The organism is Streptomyces sp. NBC_01408, assembly GCF_026340255.1.
Taxonomy (GTDB): Bacteria; Actinomycetota; Actinomycetes; order Streptomycetales; family Streptomycetaceae; genus Streptomyces.
This window is the reverse complement of the sequence record NZ_JAPEPJ010000001.1, coordinates 4,944,388-4,965,974: the sequence shown is the minus strand read 5'-3', so window position 1 is coordinate 4,965,974 and position 21,587 is coordinate 4,944,388. Positions and strand designations below refer to the sequence as shown.

The following is a 21,587-nucleotide window of genomic DNA, read 5'->3' as shown; positions in this document are numbered from 1 at the left end:
GGCGCGGTGCGTGGGCGTGGGGGACATCCGGGTGCTCGCCTTTCGTTTCAGAGCCGGCTGACGGCGGGGGTGCGGTTCTCGCGTTCGCGCTGTTCGATCTTGTCCCGGATGAGCGCCATCTGGATCGGGGAGTTGCGGTTGATGTTGTCGGTCATCCAGGCGTCGTCGACGGGTGCGTCGGGCTTCATCGCGAAGTCCTGCGTCCACTTCATCCGGGTGCCGCCCGGCACCTTGAAGTACTGCCAGTGGATGTCCATGTGCGCGAAGGGGCCGGTCTCCACGCGCCGGGCGCGGACCGAGAGGCCCGCGCGGTCGACGGTCCGCTCGGAGACCCAGCTCCACACCTTGCCGTTCTCGTCGGGGTGCATGGTCAGGCGGAACCTGGTCGTGGCCCCCTTCTGTTCGAGGATCTCCAGCGAGGCGTACTCGCTGAACAGCTGCGGCCAGTTGGGGAGGTCGTTGGTCATCTCCCACACGACGTCCACGGGTGCGTTGACGGTGATCTCGTTCTCGGTGTGCCCAGCCATCTCAGGCTCCTGTCATGAGGCTGTTGTTGACGAGGTCGAGGAACTCTCGGGGGGTCTTGCAGCGGTCGGCGTCGGTGGGCAGGGCCCGCCCGCGCCGGTTCTCCAGCTCGCCGACGATGCCGAGCAGGCCCAGCGAATCGAGGCCGTACTCTTCGAAGGCGGAGTCCGGGCGGTCCGCCATCTGGGCGGGGTCGACCGTGATGCCGGCGGTCTTCATCAGGGCCGCCAGCTCCTCCATGGTCAGTCGGTCCGACATGGTGGCTTCTCTCTTTCCTACGAGGGGACTGCTCCTTCTGCTCCTTACTGCTCCTACGCGGCCGAGCCCTTGCGCAGGACGAGCGCGGAGTTCGAGCCCATCCGGCCGCGGCTCAGCACGAGCGCGGTGCGCAGCTCCGCGGGGCGGGCCCCGTCGGTCACCAGGTCGATGTCGTGGCACACGTCGAAGACGTTCGGGGTCGGCGGGATGACGCCGTGCTCCAGTGCCAGGACCGCGGCCGCGGTGTCGAGGGAGGGCGCCGCGCAATACGCCCTGCCGGTACCGGTCTTGGGCGCCGTCACCGGCACCTTCCGGCCGTGCGCGCCGAGCGCGTCGGCGAGGGCGGCCACCTCGGCGGCGTCGGCCTCCGGTGTCCCGAGGGCGTCGGCGAAGACCACGTCGATCTCCTCGGGGGCGCAGCCCGCTTCGCGGAGCGCGCCCCGGATCGCATGGGCCAGTCCCTCGCCGGCGGCGTCCCGCCGCCGGGTGCCGGTGAAGGTCGCGGCGTGGCCGGCCAGTTCGGCGCGTACGGTGGCGCCCCGGCGCAGGGCCGCGGTCTCCGCCTCGACGACGAACATGGCGCCGCCCTCGGCGGGGACGTAGCCGCAGGCCTTGGCGGTGAACGGCCGGTAGGCGCGCTCGGGGTCGTCCCGGGTGCTGAGCCCCTCGTACTCCAGCTGGCAGACGATGGAGTACGGGGCGAGGGGCGCCTCCGTGGCCCCGGCGAGCATCGCCCGGCTGCCCTGGCGGATGGCCCTGGTGGCGTGGGCGAAGGCGTCCAGCCCGCCGGCCTCGTCGCTGGCCACCACCCCGCACGGGCCCTTCAGGCCGCGGCGGATGGAGATCTGGCCGGTGCTCGCGGCGTAGAACCAGGCGATGGACTGGTAGGGGCCGACGTAGTGGGGTCCCTGTTCCCAGAGGTGCTGGAGTTCACGCTGCCCGAATTCGCCGCCGCCGGATCCGGCGGCCGTGACGACCCCTACGGAGAAGGGGTCGCCCTCGTAGTCGGCCCGGCCGAGGCGGGCGTCCTCCAGGGCGAGGTCGGCGGCGGCGAGGGCGTGGTGGGTGAACCGGTCAGTCTGGACGAGGAAGCGGTCCTCGACCATCGCGCCCGGGTCGAAGCCCCGGACCTCGCCCGCGACGCGGAGCGGCAGGTGTTCGCAGCCCGCCCGGGTGACGCGGTCCAGCACGCTGACCCCGGACTGGGTCGCCTTCCAGAAGGCGTCGGTGCCGATGCCGTTGGGCGCGACGACCCCGATACCCGTGATGACCGTACGGCTGGTCACGAGACCTCCTCCTTCGGCCGGGTCATGACCACGGCCGACTGGAATCCGCCGAATCCGCTGCCGACGGAGAGCACATTGCGCAGCTTGCGACCGCGGGCGGTGCGGGGCACGTAGTCCAGGTCGCACTCGGGGTCCGGGGTCTGGTAGTTCGCCGTCGGCGGCACCACCTGATGGGTCATCGCGAGGACGCAGGCGGCCAGTTCTATGGCCCCGATGGCGCCGAGGGAGTGGCCCACCATCGATTTGATGGAGGTCATCGGCGTCTTGTAGGCGTGGTCGCCCAGGACCCGCTTGACCGCCGCCGTCTCGTGGCGGTCGTTCTGCTTGGTCCCGGAGCCGTGCGCGTTGACGTAGTCGATGTCGGTGGCGTCGATCCGGGCCTGGTCCAGGGCGGTTTCGATGGCCCGGGCCATTTCCAGGCCCTCGGCGGTCAGCCCGGTCATGTGGTGGGCGTTGCCGAAGGTGGCGTACCCGCCGATCTCGCAGTAGACGTTCGCTCCGCGGGCGCGGGCGTGTTCCAGCTCCTCCAGTACGAGGACGGCGCCGCCTTCGCCGAGGACGAAGCCGTCCCGGTCGAGGTCGAAGGGCCGTGAGGCGTGGGCCGGGTCGTCGTTGTTCGGCGAGGTCGCCTTGATGGCGTCGAAGCAGGCCACCGTGATGGGCGATATGGGTGAGTCGGAGGCGCCTGCGATGCACACGTCCATCCGGCCCTCCGAGATGGAGTGGACGGCGTACCCGATGGCGTCGAGGCCGGAGGTGCAGCCGGTGGAGACGGTCTGCACCGGGCCGCGCGCCCCGGTCTGCTCCGCGACGGCGGAGGCGAGGGTGGCGGGCGTGAACGCCCGGTTCAGGTACCGCCCGGCGAGCTTGTGGTCCACGTCCCACCAGGAGCCGGACTGGCTCACGGCGACGTAGTCGTGCTCCAGACGGGTGGTGCCGCCGACGGCGGTGCCGAGGGAGACGCCGGTCCGCCAGGCCTCGTCCGTGGTGAGGTCGAGTCCGGCGTCGCGTACGGCCTCGCGGGCGGCGACCAGGGCGAACTGGATGTACCGGTCCGCCCGGGCCGTTTCGTCCGGGCCGAGGCCGTGCGCGGCGGGGTCGAAGTCGACCTCGGCGGCTATCCGGGAGCGGAAGCCGTTCGGGTCGAAGAGGGTGATCCCGCGGGTGGCCGTACGGCCGTTGGACAGCAGGTCCCAGAAGGCGGTGACGCCGATCCCGCCGGGGGCGACGACGCCGACCCCGGTGACCGCCACGCGGCGGCGCGTCAAGAGACCGCTCCCGTGCGGTCCGGAGGCTGCTCCCAGGCGGTGCTCTCCGGGTGCGGGGCCTCTTCGGTGTCGACGTGGCCGAGCTCCGGGCGGGGGGCGAGCGGGCCGAGGTGGAAGACCATCCGGGCCTCGGTGCCGCCGACGTTGCGGAAGCGGTGGCGCACGTTGAGCGGTACCAGCAGTCCCTGGTCGGTGCGCAGGGGGTGGGCCTCGCCGTCGAGGTCGACCTCCAGGTGCCCGGCGACCACGTACACGAACTCCTCGGAGTACGGGTGGTAGTGCTCGGCGATCGACTCACCGGGGGCCATGATCGCCAGGCCCATGAAGCCACTGGTCGAACCCACCGAGGTCGGGGTGAGCACGGCCCTCAGATCGCCTCCGCGCCGGCGGTTGGGCGGCGTCTCGCTGAGGTCCACGATGCGTGGGCGCTGTCTGGTCATGGCGGGTTCCTCCTGGCGTGTGGGAAGCCTGGACGGGCTGGGAATGGGGGACGGGGGGAGATCAGGACTGCGCGGGTGCCCGGCGGTCGGTGATCAGGTTCATGGTGTGGTGCGCGGCGCCGGCGCGCTTGCCGGAACCGCGCACCGTCAGCCGGTCCAGCACCGCCGCCTTGCGCGCGCCGTGGATCCCGAAGGTGGTCTCGGGCTGGGCGTCGAGCGGGCCGCGGACATCGATGAGGCGGACGACGATGTCGTCGCGCTGGAAGATGCTGCTGCTCCGAACGGTGGTTTCCGGGCGGTGCGCGGCGGCCTCGTCCTGCCGTGCAAGGAACCTGGCGAGCACCGGGCCGCAGCCGGGCTTGGCCGGGTAGAACACGGCGTGCCGCGTCACCTCGGCGGACTCCGGTTCCGGCTCGGCGATGTGGTGGACCGCCGGGAGCGCGGCGCGCATGAAGAACATCCGCGCGGACTCAGGATCGTTGAGGTTCCGGTCCTGTTCCAGGTAGGGGTTGATGGCCTCCTCCACGGCGCGCACCTCGGGCTGTTCCGATACGTGGCGCAGGGCCGCCGTCAGGTCGCCCTGTACCTCCACGGTCCGTACGACCCGGTTGCCGTGCATGAACAGCGAGGTGCGGCAGAGCCGGGTGTGGTCGTCGACCCGGGCCGCCGGGGAGGCGTAGTCGGAGAGGATCGCGGCAACCGTCTTCTCGCTGCCGGGCTTCACCGTGAAGGTGAGGGCGTGGCGGACGATGCCGGCGCCGAGGCGGGGCGTGCTCTGGAGCCGGGCGGTGGCGGGACGGGCGGCCTGGTCGTAGCCCCGCCCGGTCTCGCGCAGCACGGTGAACTTGAGCGGGCGCATCGCCCTGGCGCAGGCGCCCAGCGGCTTCACCTGTTCGGCGTGGTGCTCGCTGTTCACCCAGGCGAGGTACTGCGGCGCGCTTTCCCACTCGCTGGTGATGAGCCACTGCGAGGGGTTCTCGAAGGACTGGCACAGCTGGTCGCTGATGTGGCCCGGAACCGACGCGATGTCGTGGCGGAGCTGTTCGTACGCCTCGAAGAACCGCTGCTGGGCCCCCTCGTGGAGGTCCATCAGCAGTACGACCCGGAGCATGGAGCCGTCGAAGGCTGACTGCGACACCCGTTCGGACAGGGTGGTTGTCATCTACTCACTCCTTCGTGAGGGGGTGGAGATCCATCGCGCACGGACCCCTCGTCCGTCATCGGTGGCGTCTGCCCGGGCCGGCCGCCGCCTCGCTCGGGCAGAGCGGGCCGGCACATCTCAGGGGGAGCCGCTGTCGCTCATCGTCGTCCGACAGGGCAGGTACCGCTACATGTCCGCATCAAGCGGGTGACAACCGGCGAATCGCCCGGGCCTGGTCGGTGATCGGGGGCATAAAGACCCCACTCCCCCACACAGAAAACAGGAGCCCGCAGCTGATGGAAGACAAAGCCGATGTTCGCGTACCGGTTCTCGTCGTGGGCGGCTCTCTCGTGGGCCTGTCCACCTCGCTGTTCCTGAGCCGTCTCGGAGTCAGGCACCTGCTCGTCGAGAAGCACTCCGGAACCTCCCCGCATCCGCGCGGCCGCGGCATCAACGCACGGACCATGGAACTCTTCCGCACGGCGGGGGCGGAGGGCGCGATCCGCCAGGCGGCGGCCGTCCTGGAGGGCGTTCAGGGCATTCTGCAGGCCCAGTCGCTGACGAGCGGCGACCGCAACTGGCTGATCAAGGAGATCGACCCCTCCGGTGCGCTGCGCCGCTTCAGCCCGACCGGCTGGTGCCTGTGCAGCCAGAACAACATCGAGCCGGTGCTGACCGCGCAGAGCCGGTCCCAGGGCGCCGAGGTGCGCTTCTCCACGGAACTGATGAGTTTCGACCAGGACGACACCGGGGTGACCGCCCTGGTCAAGAACCGCGAGACCGGTGAGCACAGCACCGTGCGCTGCGACTTCCTGATCGCGGCCGACGGACCGCGCAGCCCCGTCAGGGAGCAGCTGCGCATCCCGCAGACCGGCAGCGGAGAGCTGTTCCACAACGTGAGCGTCACCTTCCGCTCCGAACGGCTCATCGAGGTGCTGGGCGACCTGCGCTTCATCGTCTGCTACCTGATGCGCCCGGGCGCGGACGGGGCGCTGCTGCCGGTGGACAACAACAAGCAGTGGGTCTTCCACGCCCCCTGGCACCCGGAGAACGGCGAGACCCTGGAGGACTTCACCGACGAGCGCTGCGTGGAGCAGATCCGCAACGCGATCGGCGCGCCCGACCTGGACGTGGAGATCGGCGGCAAGGCGCCGTGGCACGCGGCCGAACGGGTGGCTCAGCGGTACTCGACGGGCCGGCGGGTGTTCCTCGTCGGGGACGCCGCCCACGAGATGTCCCCCACCGGGGCCTTCGGTTCCAACACGGGCATCCAGGACGGGCACAACCTGGCCTGGAAGATCGCGGCGGTGCTGGACGGGTCCGCCGGGATGGAGCTGCTCGACACCTACGAGAGCGAGCGGCTGCCGGTGGCGAAGGCCACGAGCGCGCGCGCCTCGGCCCGTTCCGCGGAGCACAGCCACCCCGGGTACGCGCCGCCGCCCACCATGGGCGGCGGGCCGGGCAGCGGGGTCCTGCCGACGGCGATGGGCTACTGCTACCCGGACGGCGCGGTCGTCGGCGGTGTGCCCGGGCGGGCGATCATCCCGGACGCCTTGCAGCTGACGGGCGACACCGGCACCCGGTCCCCGCACATGTGGCTGACGAGGGCGGGCGAGCGGATCTCCACCCTGGACCTCTACGAGCGGTCCTTCGTACTGCTCAGCGGTACGGGGACGCCCTGGGGCGAGGCGGCGGAGCGGGCGGCCGAGCGGCTCTCGGCGCGGCTGGACGCCTACACCGTCGGCAGCGGGCCCGGCGCCGACCTGGTCCAGGAGGACGGCGCGGACTGGGCCGAGGCGCACGGGTTGACGGTCGAGGGGGCGGTGCTCGTACGGCCGGACGGATTCGTGGCGTGGCGCTCGGAGGGCGCCGTGGCCGATCCGGAGTCCGCGCTGTTCGACGTGCTCTCTACGGTGCTGCGCCGGGCGTGACCGTCTCCCCCTGCCTTCCGCCGGCCGCGCGTGCGGCCGGCGGAAGCGGCTCAGCAGTGGATCCGGCGGCGGGTTCAGCGGCAGGCCCAGCAGCCCGCCCAGCAGCCGGCGGCCGGCCGGACGGCATGCCGCCGGCCCTCGGTGGACCCGGCGCCCTTCGCCGCGTCGCGGTCACGGGTGGTCCGGCGTGCGTAGCACGCGACCACGACCGCCATCGCGGCCAGTTCCTCGGGGGCGGCCAGGCCCCTCTCGACACGCAGCAGGCTCGCTATCGGGGCATCCATCGACATCGGCACGGCCTCTCGTACGGGGGCTGCGCGTGCGCCCGGTCGCGGCGCGAGGGGCGGACCGGCTCGGCGTTCGAGCGGGCGGCACGCGGCCGGCCCGGCGCCCTGACGGGACGTGTTCCGCGTGAGCGGACCGGCCGGCGGACTGCTGTCGGGTCACCTGGACTCCTGACGCCAACGACGCTACAAGCGCGCCGCCGCGGCGGCACTCCGGGAGGTTCCCGCAGGCGCCCGTCCGTCCCGTACGCCGGGCGGAGTTCGCCCTGCCGCCCGCCCGCGGCCGCGGCCGCGCCACCGCCGGAGCGGCCGTGACCGGCCACTGGCCCCTGATCTGCCGGGGCTGCTCGGGGCATCTGTACGCCGTCCGCACCACGGACCACACGGGCGGGAACGCGGCCGGCCAGTGGGAGGTCGACCACGAGGCGCCCCCGCTGATGTGCCCGCTGGAGGATCTGCTGCCCCTGACGGGTACGGCGGTCTCCGTCCACGACCTGCCCGGAGCACGGGAGGTCCTCGGCCCGCCCTGTTGAGCACGGCGGGTTGGGCCGCACGGGTGAACGCGCGGCGGTCCCGGCCGCCGCGGGCCGCCCGCCGCGGTCACGGCCGAGGCACCGGCGGGGCGGGCGAGGGAGCAGGCGACGGAGCAGGCGAGCGTTCAACGCATGAACTCCCTCGGGCCGTGGGCCCTTTCCCGGCTCGAACTCTTGACGCCCGTGGGGGCGGGGAGCACAGTGTCCAGCGGCGCCGCCTGAGAGCGCTCTCAGAACGGTGAGCTCCCCTGGTCCTTCCCCCCGCACCGCGCCTCACGGCGCCTCAGAGAGGGCACTCATGCGTGATTCATCCGGCAGGAAACGGCGGACCGCCCGGCGGGCCGTCATAGCCGCGTTCAGCACCATCGCCGTGGTGGCGGCAGCCGCCGCGGCCGTCTCCCTCCCCGCGAACGCCGCGGCTCCCCCGCCCCCGGCCGGCTGGTCCCAGGTCTTCCTGGACGACTTCGACGGGGCCGCGGGATCCCCCGTGAACTCGGCGAACTGGCAGTACACCACCGGTACGAGCTACCCGGGCGGCCCCGCCAACTTCGGCACCGGCGAGATCGAGACGATGACCGCCGACCCGGCCAACGTCTCGCTCGACGGCGCGGGCAACCTGCGCATCACCCCGCGGCGGGACGCGGCCGGCAACTGGACCTCGGGCCGCATCGAGACCAAGCGGACCGACTTCCAGCCCCCGGCGGGCGGCAAGCTGCGCACCGAGGCGCGCATCCAGATGCCGAACGTCACGGGGGCCGCGGCCAAGGGCTACTGGCCGGCCTTCTGGATGCTCGGGGCCCCGTACCGGGGGAACTGGTGGAACTGGCCGGGGATCGGCGAGCTCGACATCATGGAGAACGTCCAGGGCATCAACCAGGTCTGGGCGGTCATGCACTGCGGCACCAGCCCGGGCGGCCCCTGCAACGAGACGTCCGGCATCGGCGGCGCGCGGGTCTGCCCGGGCACCAGCTGCCAGGGCGGGTTCCACACGTACGCCGTCGAGTGGGACCGGTCGACGGCCGTCGAGGAGATGCACTTCTACGTCGACGGGCTCAATTTCCACACCGTGCGCGCGAACCAGGTGGACGCCGCCACGTGGACCAGCGCCACGAACCACGGCTACTTCATCATCCTGAACGTCGCCATGGGCGGCGGGTTCCCGGACGCCTTCGGCGGCGGACCCGACGCGGGCACCCAGCCCGGCCACCCCATGGTCGTCGACTACGTGTCCGTCCTGCGGTCGGCGTCCGGCACCCCGACGACGCCGCCGCCCACGACTCCCCCGCCGACGACCCCGCCGGCGGGCAACCGTGACGCGTACGCGGCCATCCAGGCCGAGTCGTACGACGGTCAGGCCGGGCTGATCAAGGAGACCACATCCGACTCCGGCGGCGGTCAGAACGTCGGCGCCGTCGCCAACGGCGACTGGGCCCTCTTCAGGGGCGTCGACTTCGGGTCCACGGCCGCGCGGCAATTCCGCGGCCGGGTCGCCTCCGGTGCGGCCGGCGGAGTCAGCGGACTCGTCGAAGTCCGGCTGGACAGCCGTACCAACGCGCCGATCGGCAGCTTCTCCGTCGCGAACACCGGCGGCTGGCAGAGCTGGCGGACGGTACCCGCGAACATCACGGCGGTCACGGGCAGGCACGACGTCTACCTGACCTTCACCAGCGGCCAGAGCGCCGACTACGTCAACGTCAACTGGTTCGACTTCGGCCACTGACCGGGGGCAGCCGGCAGCCGGCAGCCGGCAGCGCAGGGCGGAGGAGGCGGGGCTCGGGGCCGTCCCGCCGAGTCCGCCGTCCGCGCGAGTCCGCGGTCGGGGTCGGGGTCCCGCGAGGGTCGCCGCATGAACGGATGCTGCTTCTGTTGCTCCAGTGGGCTGACGTGGGGCCCGCGAAGTGCCACGATGATCCGTGCTTCAACAGTGTGCCGGTCGGAACGCGGTGAGAGCGGCGGCAGCGCGTCCCGGGAGGCAGCCCTACCCCACGAAAGGGCGGACACCTCATGCGCGTTACACCCCTCGTATCGTCCTTAGGCAGTGGCCAGGGCTTAGCCGCGGACGATCCGGTGCGGCTCTACTACAGCCGCAAGACACAGGAGATCCTCCAGAAGTACGGCCCGGGCCCCCGCGTTCACTTCCACGTGGGGCTGTATCCCGACGGCCCTCCGGACACCACCGTTCCCCAGAGCACGCTGCAGCAGCGCCTGTTCGACGCGCAGGAGCGGATAGTCGAGCACGCGGCCCGGTCGTGGGGAGCGTACGAGGTGCCTCCCCGGCGGCTGCTGGACATCGGCTGCGGCCTGGGCGGCACGTCCCTGTACTGGGCGCAGGAGCACGGGGCATCGGTCACCAGCCTCACCGTCGCGGAGGAACACGTCCCGATCGTCCGGCACTTCGCCCTTCACGCAGGGGTCGCGGGGCGGGTGAAGCCCGTACTGGCGGATGTGCACGACCTGGACGAGACCCGTGCGTACGACGCCGTGTACGCCAACGAGAGCAGCGGCTACACCGACCGGCCCCGGCTCTTCGAGGTCGTCGCCAAGGCACTGGAGCCCGGTGGATGGTTCGGGATCCAGGAGCATTTCGTGGGCCGCTCCGAGTGGTGCGATTTCATGGACGACTACTACAGAACCCGGCTGGGACGGCGCGGGGAATACCTGGCCGCGGCCGAGGCGGCCGGCTTCGAACTGGTGCAGGACGAGGACGTGACGGACTCGGTGGCGGAGTTCTGGGTCCAGTCCATGGCCTGGAACACCGCCGAACTCGATCGGCTCCGAGCGGGCGCCGGAGTCGAACCCGGCGCCTGGAGCGGCGAACGGCTCGAACAGTCGACGATCGCGCACAGCAAGTTCTTCCGGCTCTGGCGTGACCACGCGGTGGAGACGCGGCTGCTGCGCTTCCGGCTCGGTGGCGGCCGATGACCGCGCCGCCGCGCCCCTCGCTCCTCGGTCCTCGTCTGCCGTCCTTCTACTGCCCCCTGGAGCGCGACCTCGTCCATCCCGAGGCGAAGCAGGTGGAGGACCGGGCGGTCGAGTGGCTGGACGCCTTCGGTCTGTACCCCGATCCGGTCGAGCGCGCGTGGGGTCTCGCCACCCACAGCGCCGACTTCTCCTGCCGCATCATCCCCGACGGGAACGTGGAGGCCCTCCTGCTGTTCACCGAGTGGAACTACTGGGCCAACGCCGTCGACGACTGGCAGGACTCGGGTTCCGACGAGGTGGGTACGGGTGCCGTCGTCGAACACGGCGCACGTCTGCTGCGGACCATCGAGGACCCGGGGGCGTCCGTGCTGCCCGAGGGTCCCATGACCCTCGCACTGCTGGACCTGGTGCGCCGCACCCATGCCGTGCTCACGCCCTACGAGCTGCGCAGGTTCGTCGAGGGGACGCGCGACTGGCTGCTCGGGGCGGCCTGGCGGGCCGCCCAGGCCGAGGCCGGGACCATGCCGGGGCTGAACGACTTCGTGGCCATGGGGCCGCTGGCGAACGGTACGCGCTTCTCGCTGACCTGGTCCGACGTCGCACGCGGAGACCGGCTGCCGGCGGACGTGCTCTGCTCCCCCGCTCTGACGGCGCTGACGGATGCGGCGGGGTTCGTCGTCAGCGCGGACAACGACCTGTTCTCCTACGACAAGGACGACCACCTGGAACCGCGGGAGGTGAACCTCGTCAATGTCCTCGCCCATCAGGAGAACTGCTCACCGGCCGAGGCGGTGCCGCTCGCGGTGGCCTTGCGTGACCGGGTGATGGTCCTCTTCCTCGGGCTGCGGGCGCGGCTGGAGGACGGCGCTGACGCGGAACTGCGCCGTCACCTGGCGGCGTTGGGTCACTACGTGGCCGGCTCCATCGCGTGGCAGAGCCGGGCTCCCCGGTACGCGAGTCCGCGCAATCGGTACGCGCTTCCCCTCGCGGAAGCCCGGTTCGAGGTCCTGTTCGCCGATGCCCCCGGCATCCTCGGGACAGAGCCGCCGGATCTGCCGGCTCTCGCCTCCTGGTGGCAGCGGTTACGCGGCTGAGCAATGCCAAGTGCTGTGGCCGGAAAGGTTTGCCGGGTCGCGTCGTCCGGTGCGGTGCATCGCAAGGCGGAGGGCCGCGACCCGTACTGGACGTACGGGCGTGGTCCGACAACGCGGCGAGGTGCCGTACCGGACGACGCGACCCGGTGAACCTTTCCGGCCACAGCACCAGGGCCCCGGTCGGCGACCGGGGCCCTCTGCGCTCGGGGCCGGCTCAACGGCGGCCGAGCAGCCGGCGCCACCAGCTGACGCCGCGGCGGCGGCGGCGGACGCCGACCGCGGGCGCTGCCGTCGGCTGCGGCGGGATCAGCACGTGGTCGGCCTGCCCGGGCTGGGACTGCGGGTTCGGCACGGAGCGCGGGGCGAACCGTACGGGCAGCGACAGCAGGTGACGTGACATCAGGGTGCCCCGCCATTGGAGCTCGCTCGCATCGACCGCCAGCTGGAGGTCGGGCAGCCGGTCCAGCAGGACTTCGATGCCGGTGTCCGCGATGGCGCGGCCGATGTCCTGGCCCGGGCACTCGTGCGGTCCGCTGCTGAAGGCCAGGTGGGAGCGGTTGCCGTGGACGGAGACGGCGGGATCCGGCCGGATCTGCGGGTCGGCGTTGCCCGCGGCCAGGCCGAGCAGGATCATGTCGCCGGCTTTCACCTGCTGGCCACCGAGCAGGGTGTCACCCGTGGCCCAGCGCCCGATGATCGTGTTGATCGGCGGGTCGTCCCACAGCACTTGCTCCAGGGCGTCGGGCAGGGTCATCTGGCCGCCGGAGAGGCTCGCCCGGAAGCGCGGGTCGGTCAGTACGGTCCGCAGCGTGTTGGCGATCAGGTTGGCGGTGGTCTCGTAGGCCGCGATCAGCACGACGCGCAGGTGCATGAGCACTTCGGTGTCGCTCAGGTTCGCGGGGTGCTCGAGCAGCCAGGAGGCAAGGTCGCGGGCGGGCTTGGCCTTGCGCTCAACGACCAGGTTTTCCAGTGTGACGGTGACGTAGCGGTCGCTCTGGAGGGCCGTCTCGGTTCCCTGGAGCATGTCGCGTGCCGCGTTGACCAGCAGGGGTCCGTGTTCGTCGGGCGCCCCGATGAGCTGCGTCATGACCAGCATGGGGAGCTGGTCGGAGAAGGCGGACACCAGGTCGGCGTACCCCTCGCCCGCGATCTGGTCGACGAGCTGGTTGGCGAAGCGGGTCACGTAGCGGCGGATACCGCGCTTGTCGAAGCGCTCCAGGGACTCCACCACGGCCGCGCGCAGCCGCTCGTGAACGGGCCCGTCGGTGAAGTTGCACACTGGCACCCAGGAAACCATGGGGCCGAGGGGGGTGTCGGCCGGTACCCGGCCCTCTCTCATGTCACGCCAGCCCCGGGGGTCGCGGGCGAAGCGCGAAGACGTGCGCGCCACGTCCAGGTTCTCCCGGTGACCGAGGACCAGCCATGCCGGGAGGTCCCCGCTCACCAGTACAGGGGCCACCGGTCCGTACTCGGCCCGCAGCTTCTCGTACAGTGCAAGGGGGTCGGTCTGGGCCTCCGCTCCGTGGAGGCGGTACAGGCCGCCCGTCAGTCCCGCCGTGTGGGCGGGGCACTCGGGCGGTGGGGTGTGGCTGGTGCTCACATTGCCTCCTGGGTGGCTGCCTGGGAGTGCAGGTAGCGCATAAGGGTCAGCAGGACATCGCGGGAAGAGTCCCGTCGCCTGGCGTCGCAGACGAGGATCGGGACGGCGGGGGGCAGATCGAGGGCCTGTCGCAGTTCCTCCGGCGGATGCTCGGGCGCGCCGGGGAAGGAGTTGACGGCGACGACGAAAGGGACGCCCCGTTCCTCCAGCCGTCCGATGACGTCGAAGCTGATCTCCAGCCGACGGGTGTCGAGGAGTACGACCGCTCCGAGCGCGCCCTCGAAGAGCCCGCGCCACAGGAACCAGAAGCGCTCCTGGCCGGGGGTTCCGAACAGGTACAGGACGAGTTCGTCGTTGATGCTGATGCGGCCGAAGTCCATGGCCACGGTGGTGGTGACCTTGCGGGCCACGCCCCAGGTGTCGTCGACGCCGACGCCGGCCCTGGTCATCGTCTCCTCGGTCGTCAGCGGCTTGATCTCGCTGACCGCACCGACCATCGTCGTCTTGCCCACGCCGAAACCGCCGACGACGACGACTTTCACGGCGGCCGCGGCCGTCTGCGGGAGTATGTCCGCGTGGCGTGGCCCGGCGGGCGGGTCAGAGCTTCTGAAGTCCATCGATCACTGCCTCGATCAGAGCAAGGTCGGGAAGCTGCGCGGCGGGAACGGGAGGACGGACCTGCACGCGCTGAGCGGCCATCAGGTCTCCGACCAGCACGGTGACGACGCTCACGGGCAGGCCGGTGTACGCGGCGATCTCGGCCACCGACAGCGGTGACCGGCACATCCGCAGAATGGCCGCCTGCTCGGGCTGCATCTCGGGCTGGGGAGGCCCTTTGGCCACGACTAAGGTCACGAGGTCCAGACGGACGGCGGTGGAGGGTCCGCTGCGGCCGCCGGTGATGACGTAGAGCCGTTCGGGGCTGTCGTCCTCCCAGCTTGTGGGCGGCTCATTCACGCGGGCTGCCCGTCATGTCGGGGCGGGCTGCTCAGGTGGTCCCCCATTCGGGTCACCAGGTTGCGCATCTGCGCGCCCATCAGGCCCGCGTCGACGCCCTCGTCGGCGAGGACCGCGAGGTAGGAGCCGTCACCGGCGGCCATCAGGTAGAAGAACCCGCCGTCCATCTCGATCACGACCAGGCGCATCCTGCCCTCGGAGCGGGGCAGTTCCGCGGCCACCGCTCTGGCGAGGCTCTGCAGGCCCGCACAGGCCGCCGCCAGGCGGTCGGCCGTGTCGGTCTCGGCCCCGTACTGCGCCACGCAGAGCCCGTCCGCGGACAGTACGATCACGTGCCGCGTCTGCGGCACTCCGACGGCCAGGTCCTTGAGCATCCAGTCCATACTGCTTCGCTGAGTCATCACTGCTTACGCCCCTTTGGTCGCTGAACCCGACGCGTCCTGGGCGCCCTGCGCGTCTTGGCCGGGCGCGCCGGACAGTCCGCTGTGGAACGCCTCCAGCCACATTCCGGGGCCGCCGTCGTCCGACGACTGCGGCTCCGCGGCCGGCCGGGCGTCGGAGGTGGTGACACGGTCCTTCCGGCGTCGCTGCGGCAGGCCGGTCGCGGTGAGGCCGGTGGCCGGCCCGCTGCTGACAGGCACCGGGCCGGGCGCCGGAGCCGGTGCCGACCGGGGCGCGGACACGCCGGCCGACGAGCGGCCGACGGGGTGCTCGCGCGGTGTGGCGGCCACGGCCCTGGGCCCCGAGGAGGAGCCGATGCCGTGGGCGAGACCGGTCGCCGCGGACGCCGTGGTGATCAGGTGCTGCGGCACGATGACCACGGCGCGGACGCCGCCGTACGCGGAAGAGCGCAGGGAGACCTGGAACCCGTACGCCTGCGCCAGCCGGCCGACCACCGCGAGGCCGAGCCTCGGCGTCTCGCCCAGGTCGTTGAGGTCGATGCCGGACTGCGCCTGCGCAAGCATCTTCTCGGCCCGTCCGCGGGCCTCGTCGCTCATGCTCAGGCCGCCGTCCTCGATCTCCACGGCGATGCCCGACTGCACCTCGGTGGCGGTGAGGTGGACCCGGGTGTGGGGCGGCGAGTAGCGGGTGGCGTTGTCCAGCAGCTCCGCCAGGGTGTGGATCAGCGGCTCCACGATCGGGCCGACGACGGCGACCTCGGAGACCGAGTGGAGCTCCACCCGCTGGTAGTCGATGATGCGCGACATCGCGCCGCGCATCACGCTGTACAGGGTGACGGCCCTGCTCCACTGGCGGCCGGGGCGCGCGCCGCCGAGGACCGAGATGGAGTCGGCGAGCCTGCCGATCAGGGCATTGCCGTGGTCCAGTCGCAGGAGGTCTCCGAACACGTCCGGGTTGCGACCGTGCCGGTCCTCCATCTCGCGCATCTCGTGGGCCTGCTGATGGACGATCGCCTGCACGCGGCGGGCGACGTTCACGAAGGCCCTTTGCGCCGAGTCGCGAAGACTCTCCTCGTTATCGACCGCGTCGATGACGTGGGCCAGCACGGCCTGCAGGGCGGCTCTGAAGCGCGGCGTGACGGCCGTGTCGTCGCCCCAGCGGTTGCCGTGTCCGCCGCGCCCGCCCAGGGAGGTCAGGACCTCCTCGGCCAGCTCGCCCTTGCGCAGTCGCTCGATGGCTTCGGGCAGCACCACCGCGGACAGCCGGGCCGCCTCGGTTTCCTGCCGGGACAGGGCGTGCTGGAGAGCCGCGACCTGGTCGCGCCGGGCGGCGAGCGCGCGGCCGCGCCGTAGCGCTTCGACGAAGACCGCGGCGGTGCACGCGGCGCCCGCGGCGATCAGGGCGGTGCGGACCGGTTCCGAGGAGGAGACGAGCGCGCCGGCCAGACAGGCGGCGGCCAGGGCCGCGATCGCGGGCAGCATCCGGCTCGCTCTGCCCTCCGGGTTGGCGGTTTCGGGGGGAATGTCTTTTCGTTCCATCGACGTCCTCGAACTATCGAAAAAGGGTGACCTTCTGACCGGTGGGCGGGAGCTTAGCTACGGCCAACTGCCCCCAGGTGTGCTTTCGTTGGAGTTCATCGGACCGGGGGAACCGTTATCCGCCATCGCTGGCGGCGAATTCCGGCACCAGCAGGGGCCCGGGCCGCGGCGAGCGACGGTGTAGGTGGAGGTCGACGGCGTATCGACCGGCTCACGGCGAGGGAATCGGCGCTCACCTTGCGACGGGTTCCGGCCGCATCGCCTTGCTCGGAAGTGGTGTCCCGAACAGGAATGCGCTATAAGCGCGACGCGGCGCGGCGCAGGACCGCCACCGGAGGAAGACCGCGGCCGCCCCCGGACACAGCAGTGCGGGGCCGCCACCGGTCGGTGGCGGCCCCGCAGCATCGGGCCGGTACTGGTCCCGTTCCGGGTCTAGTTGAACGGTTCCAGCGTCATGAAGGCCTCTTGCGGGTTGCCGTCGTGCACCAGCGACTCGTGGGCGCCCACGTCGTCGAAGGCGAAGCCGTACGCCTTACCGTCGGCCATCTGTCCGTGGATGATGCGGGAGTAGTGGTTGGTGACGGCGTCACGGTAGAAGTCGGCGCCGTTCGCATCGGGTTGGCCGGGGTTGGTCAGGAGCGTCGACCGGTTGAAGCCCGCGCACAGGGTGCGGGAGATCGGGCCGCGGACAAGGTCGTTGGGTGCGTCCAGGAGCTTGTAGCAGCCGAAGATGCTGTCGGAGTCCGGTTTCTGGAAGCTGGTGACCACCGCTCCCGAGCCGTTGGTGAAGTTCATGACGTTGCCCGATACCCGGCCGTAGTACTTGGTGTTCGGCTGGTTCACGAACGGCGTCACGGTGAGCGTGGAGGAGCTGTACTTGTTCCAGACCCGGTTGACGTAGTCGTTCATGACGCCGGCCGGAATTCCGCCCGCCTCGATGCCGTGACCGGGCGAGAGCGCTCGCAGCGGCGTGCCGTCGGGGCGGTTCTGGATCAGTCCGCCCCAGCCGGCCGAACGCAGCTGGCTGAAGACGGCGTTGTAGCCGCCCGGCCGCAGCCGACCGGTGTTCCTGACCGTGCCGTCGGCCGCCTTCACGCCCACCGCGTACGGGGCCGAGAACATGTCGACCTGGGTGCTGTTGATCCACAGGCCGGCGTCGTTGAGCGTGTACTCCGACCAGTTGAACAGGATGTTGCGGTTGGGGTCGGAGGGGTTCTGCACGGCGGGCTGCACCAGGCCGCCGGTGCTGACCTTGAAGACGATCTTCTGACCGATGGAGAAGTAGACGCGTCCGGAGAACTTGGGCATCCGGATCGTCTTGGTCTGCCCGTTGGCCGGACCCGCGATCGATGCGTCGGGCGCGGGGGTGGGGGGATTGCCTCCCACGGGCCAAGGGTGGAAGGACCCGTTGGCGTCGGCCCAGCCCTGCTGGCCCGTCGTGAGCAGGGTGCCGAGGTTGTAGACGTAGACCGGCTCACTGCGGCCCGAACTGTTCTTGATCGTGAGCGGGATGGTAGCCGGTACGGCCTCTGCGGATTCCGACGGACCTAGAACCATCAGGCCGGCGGCGACAACCAGCGCCGAGACCCCGGATGCGAGCACTTTCGCTAAGCGGAACACGATCTTTCTCCTTGTGGGGGGACCTGACGACGGGAGGCAAGGCGCTCCCGCACCCTGCGGACGCGGGGGAGGCGGACGGGGCGGGCTACAGGCATTGACATCTGAGAGCGCTCTCAGACTCGGGCTGTCTTCATCTTCTGTCAATGAACCTGACAAAGCTCGGAGAGTCCGGCCGGCCTCGCGGCAGCTACCGCGCGGTGGTCTCCTTCACCGCCCACGCGAGGTACTCCTCCGAGGCGCCGACGGTCGGCAGCACGATCCACTGCGGCACGTCGTACGGGTGGCGCTCGTGCACCAGCCGTCGCGACCGGCTCCTCCCGCCGCGGGGGTTCCGCGGCGGGAGGAGCCGAAGGGCACCCGTCAGGTGCGGTACGCGAAGTAGGTCGCGTCCGGGTAGGACGCGATGATGCTCGCGAGCGACTTACGGTAGGTGTTGGTGGAGTGGTAGGTGAGATACGGCATTCCGGCGCTGCTGCGGTACGTCACCATCATGGAGTGGTCCTTGGACCCGTCCTTGTTGAAGTCCAGTTGCACGATGTCGCCGATGTCCGCCTGGTAGACGTTGGCCAGGTTGGCGGCCCGCTGGTTGGACAGCGTGAACCACGCCCACTCGTTCGTGCCGACCCAGGAGTCGGACTGGCGGGTGCCGTCGTACCACCAGTTCCGGTAGTCCGACGAAGAGCCCGGGACGTTCTTCCAGCCGCCCGCCTTCAGCGCCTGGCTGATGAAGTTGGTGCAGTCGCCCCCGGCTCCGTTGAACTTCCGGTACGCCGGGTTGTAGTTCTTCCAGTGCTTCTCCGCGTACTTCGCCATGGCGGTGTAGTCATAGGCACCGCCGGTCTTCGCCTTGGGCTTCGGCGTGGCGGGGTACTTGGTGGACGCGGGTGTGCCGTCCGGGTACTGGTTGCCGTCGTCCTTGACGGTGTTCACCTTGGCCGCGACGGGCTCGTTGACCGCGACGGGGCCGCTGTCCTTCGACGTGATCGACACCAGCTCCCAGGCACCACCCTTCTTGCTGGTGAGGGTCAGCTCGTACCGCGTCCCGATGTCGGTGGTCTCCGGCTCGTCCCCGCGCAGTTTCTTGTAGGTGAGCGTGGTCTGCTCGGTGACCTGGACGGTCGCCTTCCCGCCGGTGACCGTGGCACGGTCCACGACGACGCGGGTGTCGGCGCCCGAGTACGCCTCACCGAGTTCCGCCAGCCGCGTCTTGCGGGACCGCAGCGACTGGAGCGCGGCGTCCTCGTTCTTCTTCAGCTGGGCCGACATGCGGGTCTTCGTGCCGCCCGGGCCGGAGCTGTGCTTCCCCGCCTGCTCCTCGACCAGCGCCTGGGTGCGCTGGGAGAGCACGTCGTCGGCCATGCGGCCGAAGGTGTCGGCCGTGGCACGGTCGGCCTCCCGGGGCCCGGAACCCGCACTCGCGGAGTAGGCGAGCATGCTGCCCGACACCAGGGCCACGGTCAGGGCCGCGATGGCGGCGGGCCTGAACCTCTTAGGTATCACTGTGTTTCCCCTTGTCACCCGGTCCACACGACCGGGGGACGGAATCTTCGCACAGCCGGGCGACGCTCTCGTCCACGGCAAGTGCCTTTAGGGTGAGCGGGAAAGCACAGCACAGGGGGGCATTCGGAGTGGGCAGGAAGGATACAGCCGCAAGAGGGCGATCTCGGGGCAGGCGAGCGGCTCCGGCGGACGTCGTCGGCGGAGGCAGCGGCAGCGGAGCACGGTCGGGCCGCCGGAGGAAGTCCGGGGCGCGCCGTCGTCCGTGGGCGGGGGCCGGCCGGCTCGGCGCCCTCGCACCGGCCGCCGCCGCGGCGCGCACCCAGCTGCGGCGCCTGCGGCCCGCCTACCCGCGGCCGGGCCGCAGCGGCTGGCGCCGGTGGATACCCTCGTGGCGCCAGTGGCTTGGTGCCTGCCTGTACGCGTTCATCGGCATGACGGGCCTCGTCGCGTACGCGTACGCGACCACGCACATCCCGGACGACCTCAACTCGTTCGCCACCCAGCAGGACAACGTCTACTACTGGGCCGACGGCTCCACGATGGCCCGGACGGGCTGGGTCAGCCGGCAGGAGATGCCGCTGGACAAGGTGCCTCCCAAGGTCCAGGGAGCCGTCCTCGCGGCCGAGAACGCGGGCTTCTACTCGGATCCCGGAGTCTCACCGTCCGGTGTCCTGCGCGCCCTGACTGCCTCGGTGACGGGAGGCGAGACCCAGGGCGGGTCCACCATCACGCAGCAGTACGTGAAGAACGCCTATCTGAACCAGGACCGCACCTTCACCCGGAAGTTCACCGAGGTCCTCCTCGCCGTGAAGCTGGACAACCAGAAGGGCAAGAAGCAGATCCTCGAGGACTACCTCAACACCAGCTGGTTCGGGCGCGGCACCTACGGCATCCAGCGCGCGTCCCAGGCGTACTACGGCAAGGACGTCTCACAGCTCAATGCCAGCGAGGGCGCTTTCCTCGCCTCCCTGCTCAAGGGCGCCGGGCTCTACGACCCCGCCCTCAGCAAGGAGAACCACGAGCGGGCCGTCGAACGCTGGGCCTGGATCCTGGACCGCATGGTCGAGACCGGCCAGCTCCCGCGCGCCGAGCGCGCCACCTACACGCAGTTCCCCGAGCCCTCGGGAACGTCCCTCGGCGGCACCCCCGGCGCGCAGAACGGCTATCTGGTCGAACTGGCCAAGGCCTACACGCTCAAGGCCGGCCGCATCCCGGACTCCGAGTTCGACCTCGGCGGCTACCAGATCTACACGACCTTCGACCGGGACCGCATGACGGCCCTGACCGCCGCCGTCCAGCAGGCGCAGAAGGACTTCGACGCCGAGCGGCGTCCCGACACCGACAAACACGCGAAGATCGGCGCGGCGAGCGTCGCCCCCGACGGGCGGCTGCTGGCCGTGTACGGAGGACCCGACTACCTGAAGCAGGGCTTCAACGAGTCGAACGCGACGACGATCCCGGCCGGCACCGCGTTCACGCCCTTCGTCTATGCGGCCGCGCTCGAGGAAGGGGTGCTGCGCACGCGCGGCAAGGACCGCACGCCCGTCTCCCCTTCCTCCACGTACGACGGCAACGACCAGGTGACCGTGCAGACGCCCGACGGCCCGTACTGGGACCGCAGCGGCAAGGTGGTGAAGGGGCGCAACGACGGTGGCCGCAGCTGGGGTCAGGTGACCTTGCGCCAGGCCGTCGCCAACTCCGTCAACACCCCCATGGTGCAGCTCGGCCTCGATGTCGGGCTCGACCGGGTGGAGTCGTTCGCCGAGCGCTCGGGGCTGCTCGGATCGAGCCTCGGGCCGCGGATTCCCACGTTCGCGCTCGGGGAGAACTCGACGCCCAGCGCGATCCGCATGGCCGGCGCCTACGAGACCTTCGCCGCCGACGGCATGCACACCGATCCCTACTCGGTGCGCTCGGTCACCCGCAACGGCGCCGGCCAGCCGCTCGATGCGCCGAAGCCGACCAGGGCCGTGACGGCCGAGACCGCCCGCGCGGTGACGGACGCCCTGCGGGCCGCCGTCACCGAAGGATCGGCGAAGGCGGTGGGCAAGGCGCACGCCGGTACGGCGGGCAAGACCGGGACGACCGAGGCGAACACGGCAGGCTGGTTCGTGGCCAGCACCGGGCAGGAGTCCACTGCGGTGGTGGTCTACCGGATGTCGCTGACCGACCTGGTCCCGCTGCCGCTGACGGGGCTGGGGGGCGACGCCCCGGGCACGCCCGGCAGCGACCGGGCGGTGCGCCTGTGGGCCGACTACGCCAAGGCCGTGAAGTAGCCGCGCGGTGCG

General features: G+C 71.1%; 21 protein-coding genes. 6 read left to right on the top strand and 15 right to left on the bottom strand.

Going from position 1 to position 21,587, the window contains the following annotated elements:
- Positions 1–47 precede the first annotated feature (47 nt).
- The 6 genes from OG447_RS22525 to OG447_RS22500 all read right to left on the bottom strand — a co-directional run bounded on the left by OG447_RS22525 (position 48) and on the right by OG447_RS22500 (position 4,939).
- Positions 48–527, bottom strand: coding sequence for an SRPBCC family protein (locus OG447_RS22525; protein WP_266938674.1), 480 nt, complete (start codon positions 525–527; stop codon positions 48–50).
- Position 528: 1 nt separating this feature from the next.
- Positions 529–783, bottom strand: a complete 255-nt coding sequence (locus OG447_RS22520; RefSeq protein WP_266938673.1) for an acyl carrier protein — start codon at positions 781–783, stop codon at positions 529–531.
- Positions 784–836: 53 nt separating this feature from the next.
- Positions 837–2,069 carry a beta-ketoacyl synthase N-terminal-like domain-containing protein gene (locus tag OG447_RS22515; RefSeq protein WP_266938672.1) on the bottom strand — a complete coding sequence of 411 codons (1,233 nt, stop codon included), beginning with the start codon at positions 2,067–2,069 and terminating at the stop codon, positions 837–839.
- Positions 2,066–3,337 carry a beta-ketoacyl synthase gene (locus tag OG447_RS22510; RefSeq protein ID WP_266938671.1) on the bottom strand — a complete coding sequence of 424 codons (1,272 nt, stop codon included), beginning with the start codon at positions 3,335–3,337 and terminating at the stop codon, positions 2,066–2,068. The genes OG447_RS22515 and OG447_RS22510 overlap by 4 nt, the downstream gene beginning before the upstream one ends.
- A complete protein-coding gene (locus tag OG447_RS22505) occupies positions 3,334–3,777 on the bottom strand; it encodes a cupin domain-containing protein (RefSeq protein WP_266938670.1) in 444 nt (147 codons plus the stop codon). Before OG447_RS22505 ends, OG447_RS22510 begins: the two co-directional genes overlap by 4 nt.
- Before the next feature lie 61 nt (positions 3,778–3,838).
- Positions 3,839–4,939, bottom strand: a complete 1,101-nt coding sequence (locus tag OG447_RS22500; RefSeq protein ID WP_266938669.1) for a SchA/CurD-like domain-containing protein — start codon at positions 4,937–4,939, stop codon at positions 3,839–3,841.
- A 275-nt stretch (positions 4,940–5,214) separates the two neighbouring features.
- Here OG447_RS22500 and OG447_RS22495 point away from each other — a divergent pair, with 275 nt between their 5' ends.
- The gene (locus OG447_RS22495; RefSeq protein ID WP_266938668.1) at positions 5,215–6,849 is read left to right on the top strand and encodes an FAD-dependent monooxygenase; all 1,635 of its coding nucleotides are present in this window, start codon (positions 5,215–5,217) and stop codon (positions 6,847–6,849) included.
- A 74-nt stretch (positions 6,850–6,923) separates the two neighbouring features.
- Here the strand turns inward: OG447_RS22495 and OG447_RS22490 are convergent, their stop codons facing one another.
- Positions 6,924–7,139, bottom strand: coding sequence for an acyl-CoA carboxylase epsilon subunit (locus tag OG447_RS22490; RefSeq protein WP_266938667.1), 216 nt, complete (start codon positions 7,137–7,139; stop codon positions 6,924–6,926).
- Between the two features lie 305 nt (positions 7,140–7,444).
- Here OG447_RS22490 and OG447_RS22485 point away from each other — a divergent pair, with 305 nt between their 5' ends.
- From OG447_RS22485 to OG447_RS22470, 4 genes are all read left to right on the top strand, one after another.
- The gene (locus OG447_RS22485) at positions 7,445–7,666 is read left to right on the top strand and encodes a hypothetical protein (RefSeq protein WP_266938666.1); all 222 of its coding nucleotides are present in this window, start codon (positions 7,445–7,447) and stop codon (positions 7,664–7,666) included.
- 298 nt (positions 7,667–7,964) lie between these two features.
- Positions 7,965–9,386 carry a glycoside hydrolase family 16 protein gene (locus OG447_RS22480; RefSeq protein ID WP_266938665.1) on the top strand — a complete coding sequence of 474 codons (1,422 nt, stop codon included), beginning with the start codon at positions 7,965–7,967 and terminating at the stop codon, positions 9,384–9,386.
- Positions 9,387–9,733: 347 nt separating this feature from the next.
- Entirely contained in the window at positions 9,734–10,588 is an 855-nt protein-coding gene (locus OG447_RS22475; protein WP_266938663.1) for a cyclopropane-fatty-acyl-phospholipid synthase family protein, read from the top strand.
- Positions 10,585–11,682 carry a hypothetical protein gene (locus OG447_RS22470; protein ID WP_266938662.1) on the top strand — a complete coding sequence of 366 codons (1,098 nt, stop codon included), beginning with the start codon at positions 10,585–10,587 and terminating at the stop codon, positions 11,680–11,682. Before OG447_RS22475 ends, OG447_RS22470 begins: the two co-directional genes overlap by 4 nt.
- Before the next feature lie 214 nt (positions 11,683–11,896).
- On the opposite strand, the gene OG447_RS22465 is transcribed toward OG447_RS22470, so the two are convergent.
- The 8 genes from OG447_RS22465 to OG447_RS22430 all read right to left on the bottom strand — a co-directional run bounded on the left by OG447_RS22465 (position 11,897) and on the right by OG447_RS22430 (position 19,299).
- The gene (locus OG447_RS22465) at positions 11,897–13,282 is read right to left on the bottom strand and encodes a cytochrome P450 (protein ID WP_266938660.1); all 1,386 of its coding nucleotides are present in this window, start codon (positions 13,280–13,282) and stop codon (positions 11,897–11,899) included.
- Positions 13,279–13,899 (bottom strand): ATP/GTP-binding protein, encoded by a 621-nt coding sequence (locus OG447_RS22460; RefSeq protein WP_266938659.1) that lies wholly within the window; start codon positions 13,897–13,899, stop codon positions 13,279–13,281. Before OG447_RS22460 ends, OG447_RS22465 begins: the two co-directional genes overlap by 4 nt.
- A complete protein-coding gene (locus OG447_RS22455) occupies positions 13,880–14,239 on the bottom strand; it encodes a DUF742 domain-containing protein (RefSeq protein WP_266938658.1) in 360 nt (119 codons plus the stop codon). Before OG447_RS22455 ends, OG447_RS22460 begins: the two co-directional genes overlap by 20 nt.
- Positions 14,236–14,640 carry a roadblock/LC7 domain-containing protein gene (locus OG447_RS22450; RefSeq protein ID WP_266938657.1) on the bottom strand — a complete coding sequence of 135 codons (405 nt, stop codon included), beginning with the start codon at positions 14,638–14,640 and terminating at the stop codon, positions 14,236–14,238. Before OG447_RS22450 ends, OG447_RS22455 begins: the two co-directional genes overlap by 4 nt.
- Positions 14,641–14,646: 6 nt before the next feature.
- Positions 14,647–16,179, bottom strand: a complete 1,533-nt coding sequence (locus OG447_RS22445; RefSeq protein ID WP_266938656.1) for a sensor histidine kinase KdpD — start codon at positions 16,177–16,179, stop codon at positions 14,647–14,649.
- Positions 16,180–16,611: 432 nt separating this feature from the next.
- The gene (locus OG447_RS22440; protein WP_266938655.1) at positions 16,612–17,799 is read right to left on the bottom strand and encodes a glycoside hydrolase family 64 protein; all 1,188 of its coding nucleotides are present in this window, start codon (positions 17,797–17,799) and stop codon (positions 16,612–16,614) included.
- Positions 17,800–17,986: 187 nt separating this feature from the next.
- Positions 17,987–18,094: a divalent cation tolerance protein CutA gene (gene cutA, locus OG447_RS22435; RefSeq protein ID WP_323181812.1), complete on the bottom strand. Its 108-nt coding sequence runs from the start codon at positions 18,092–18,094 to the stop codon at positions 17,987–17,989.
- 65 nt (positions 18,095–18,159) lie between these two features.
- The gene (locus tag OG447_RS22430) at positions 18,160–19,299 is read right to left on the bottom strand and encodes an amidase domain-containing protein (protein WP_266938654.1); all 1,140 of its coding nucleotides are present in this window, start codon (positions 19,297–19,299) and stop codon (positions 18,160–18,162) included.
- 431 nt (positions 19,300–19,730) lie between these two features.
- On the opposite strand from OG447_RS22430, the gene OG447_RS22425 reads away from it, so the two are divergent.
- The gene (locus tag OG447_RS22425; protein WP_266938653.1) at positions 19,731–21,575 is read left to right on the top strand and encodes a transglycosylase domain-containing protein; all 1,845 of its coding nucleotides are present in this window, start codon (positions 19,731–19,733) and stop codon (positions 21,573–21,575) included.
- The last annotated feature ends 12 nt before the right edge of the window (positions 21,576–21,587 follow it).

Excerpts from the sequence above, each read along its gene's own strand:
- OG447_RS22525 (WP_266938674.1), bottom strand. The coding sequence starts at position 527 with ATGGCTGGGCACACCGAGAACGAGATCACCGTCAACGCACCCGTGGAC.
- OG447_RS22520 (WP_266938673.1), bottom strand. The coding sequence starts at position 783 with ATGTCGGACCGACTGACCATGGAGGAGCTGGCGGCCCTGATGAAGACC.
- OG447_RS22505 (WP_266938670.1), bottom strand. The coding sequence starts at position 3,777 with ATGACCAGACAGCGCCCACGCATCGTGGACCTCAGCGAGACGCCGCCC.
- OG447_RS22500 (WP_266938669.1), bottom strand. The coding sequence starts at position 4,939 with ATGACAACCACCCTGTCCGAACGGGTGTCGCAGTCAGCCTTCGACGGC.
- OG447_RS22495 (WP_266938668.1), top strand. The coding sequence starts at position 5,215 with ATGGAAGACAAAGCCGATGTTCGCGTACCGGTTCTCGTCGTGGGCGGC.
- OG447_RS22490 (WP_266938667.1), bottom strand. The coding sequence starts at position 7,139 with ATGTCGATGGATGCCCCGATAGCGAGCCTGCTGCGTGTCGAGAGGGGC.
- OG447_RS22480 (WP_266938665.1), top strand. The coding sequence starts at position 7,965 with ATGCGTGATTCATCCGGCAGGAAACGGCGGACCGCCCGGCGGGCCGTC.
- OG447_RS22470 (WP_266938662.1), top strand. The coding sequence starts at position 10,585 with ATGACCGCGCCGCCGCGCCCCTCGCTCCTCGGTCCTCGTCTGCCGTCC.
- OG447_RS22460 (WP_266938659.1), bottom strand. The coding sequence starts at position 13,899 with ATGGACTTCAGAAGCTCTGACCCGCCCGCCGGGCCACGCCACGCGGAC.
- OG447_RS22450 (WP_266938657.1), bottom strand. The coding sequence starts at position 14,640 with ATGACTCAGCGAAGCAGTATGGACTGGATGCTCAAGGACCTGGCCGTC.
- OG447_RS22445 (WP_266938656.1), bottom strand. The coding sequence starts at position 16,179 with ATGGAACGAAAAGACATTCCCCCCGAAACCGCCAACCCGGAGGGCAGA.
- OG447_RS22425 (WP_266938653.1), top strand. The coding sequence starts at position 19,731 with ATGACGGGCCTCGTCGCGTACGCGTACGCGACCACGCACATCCCGGAC.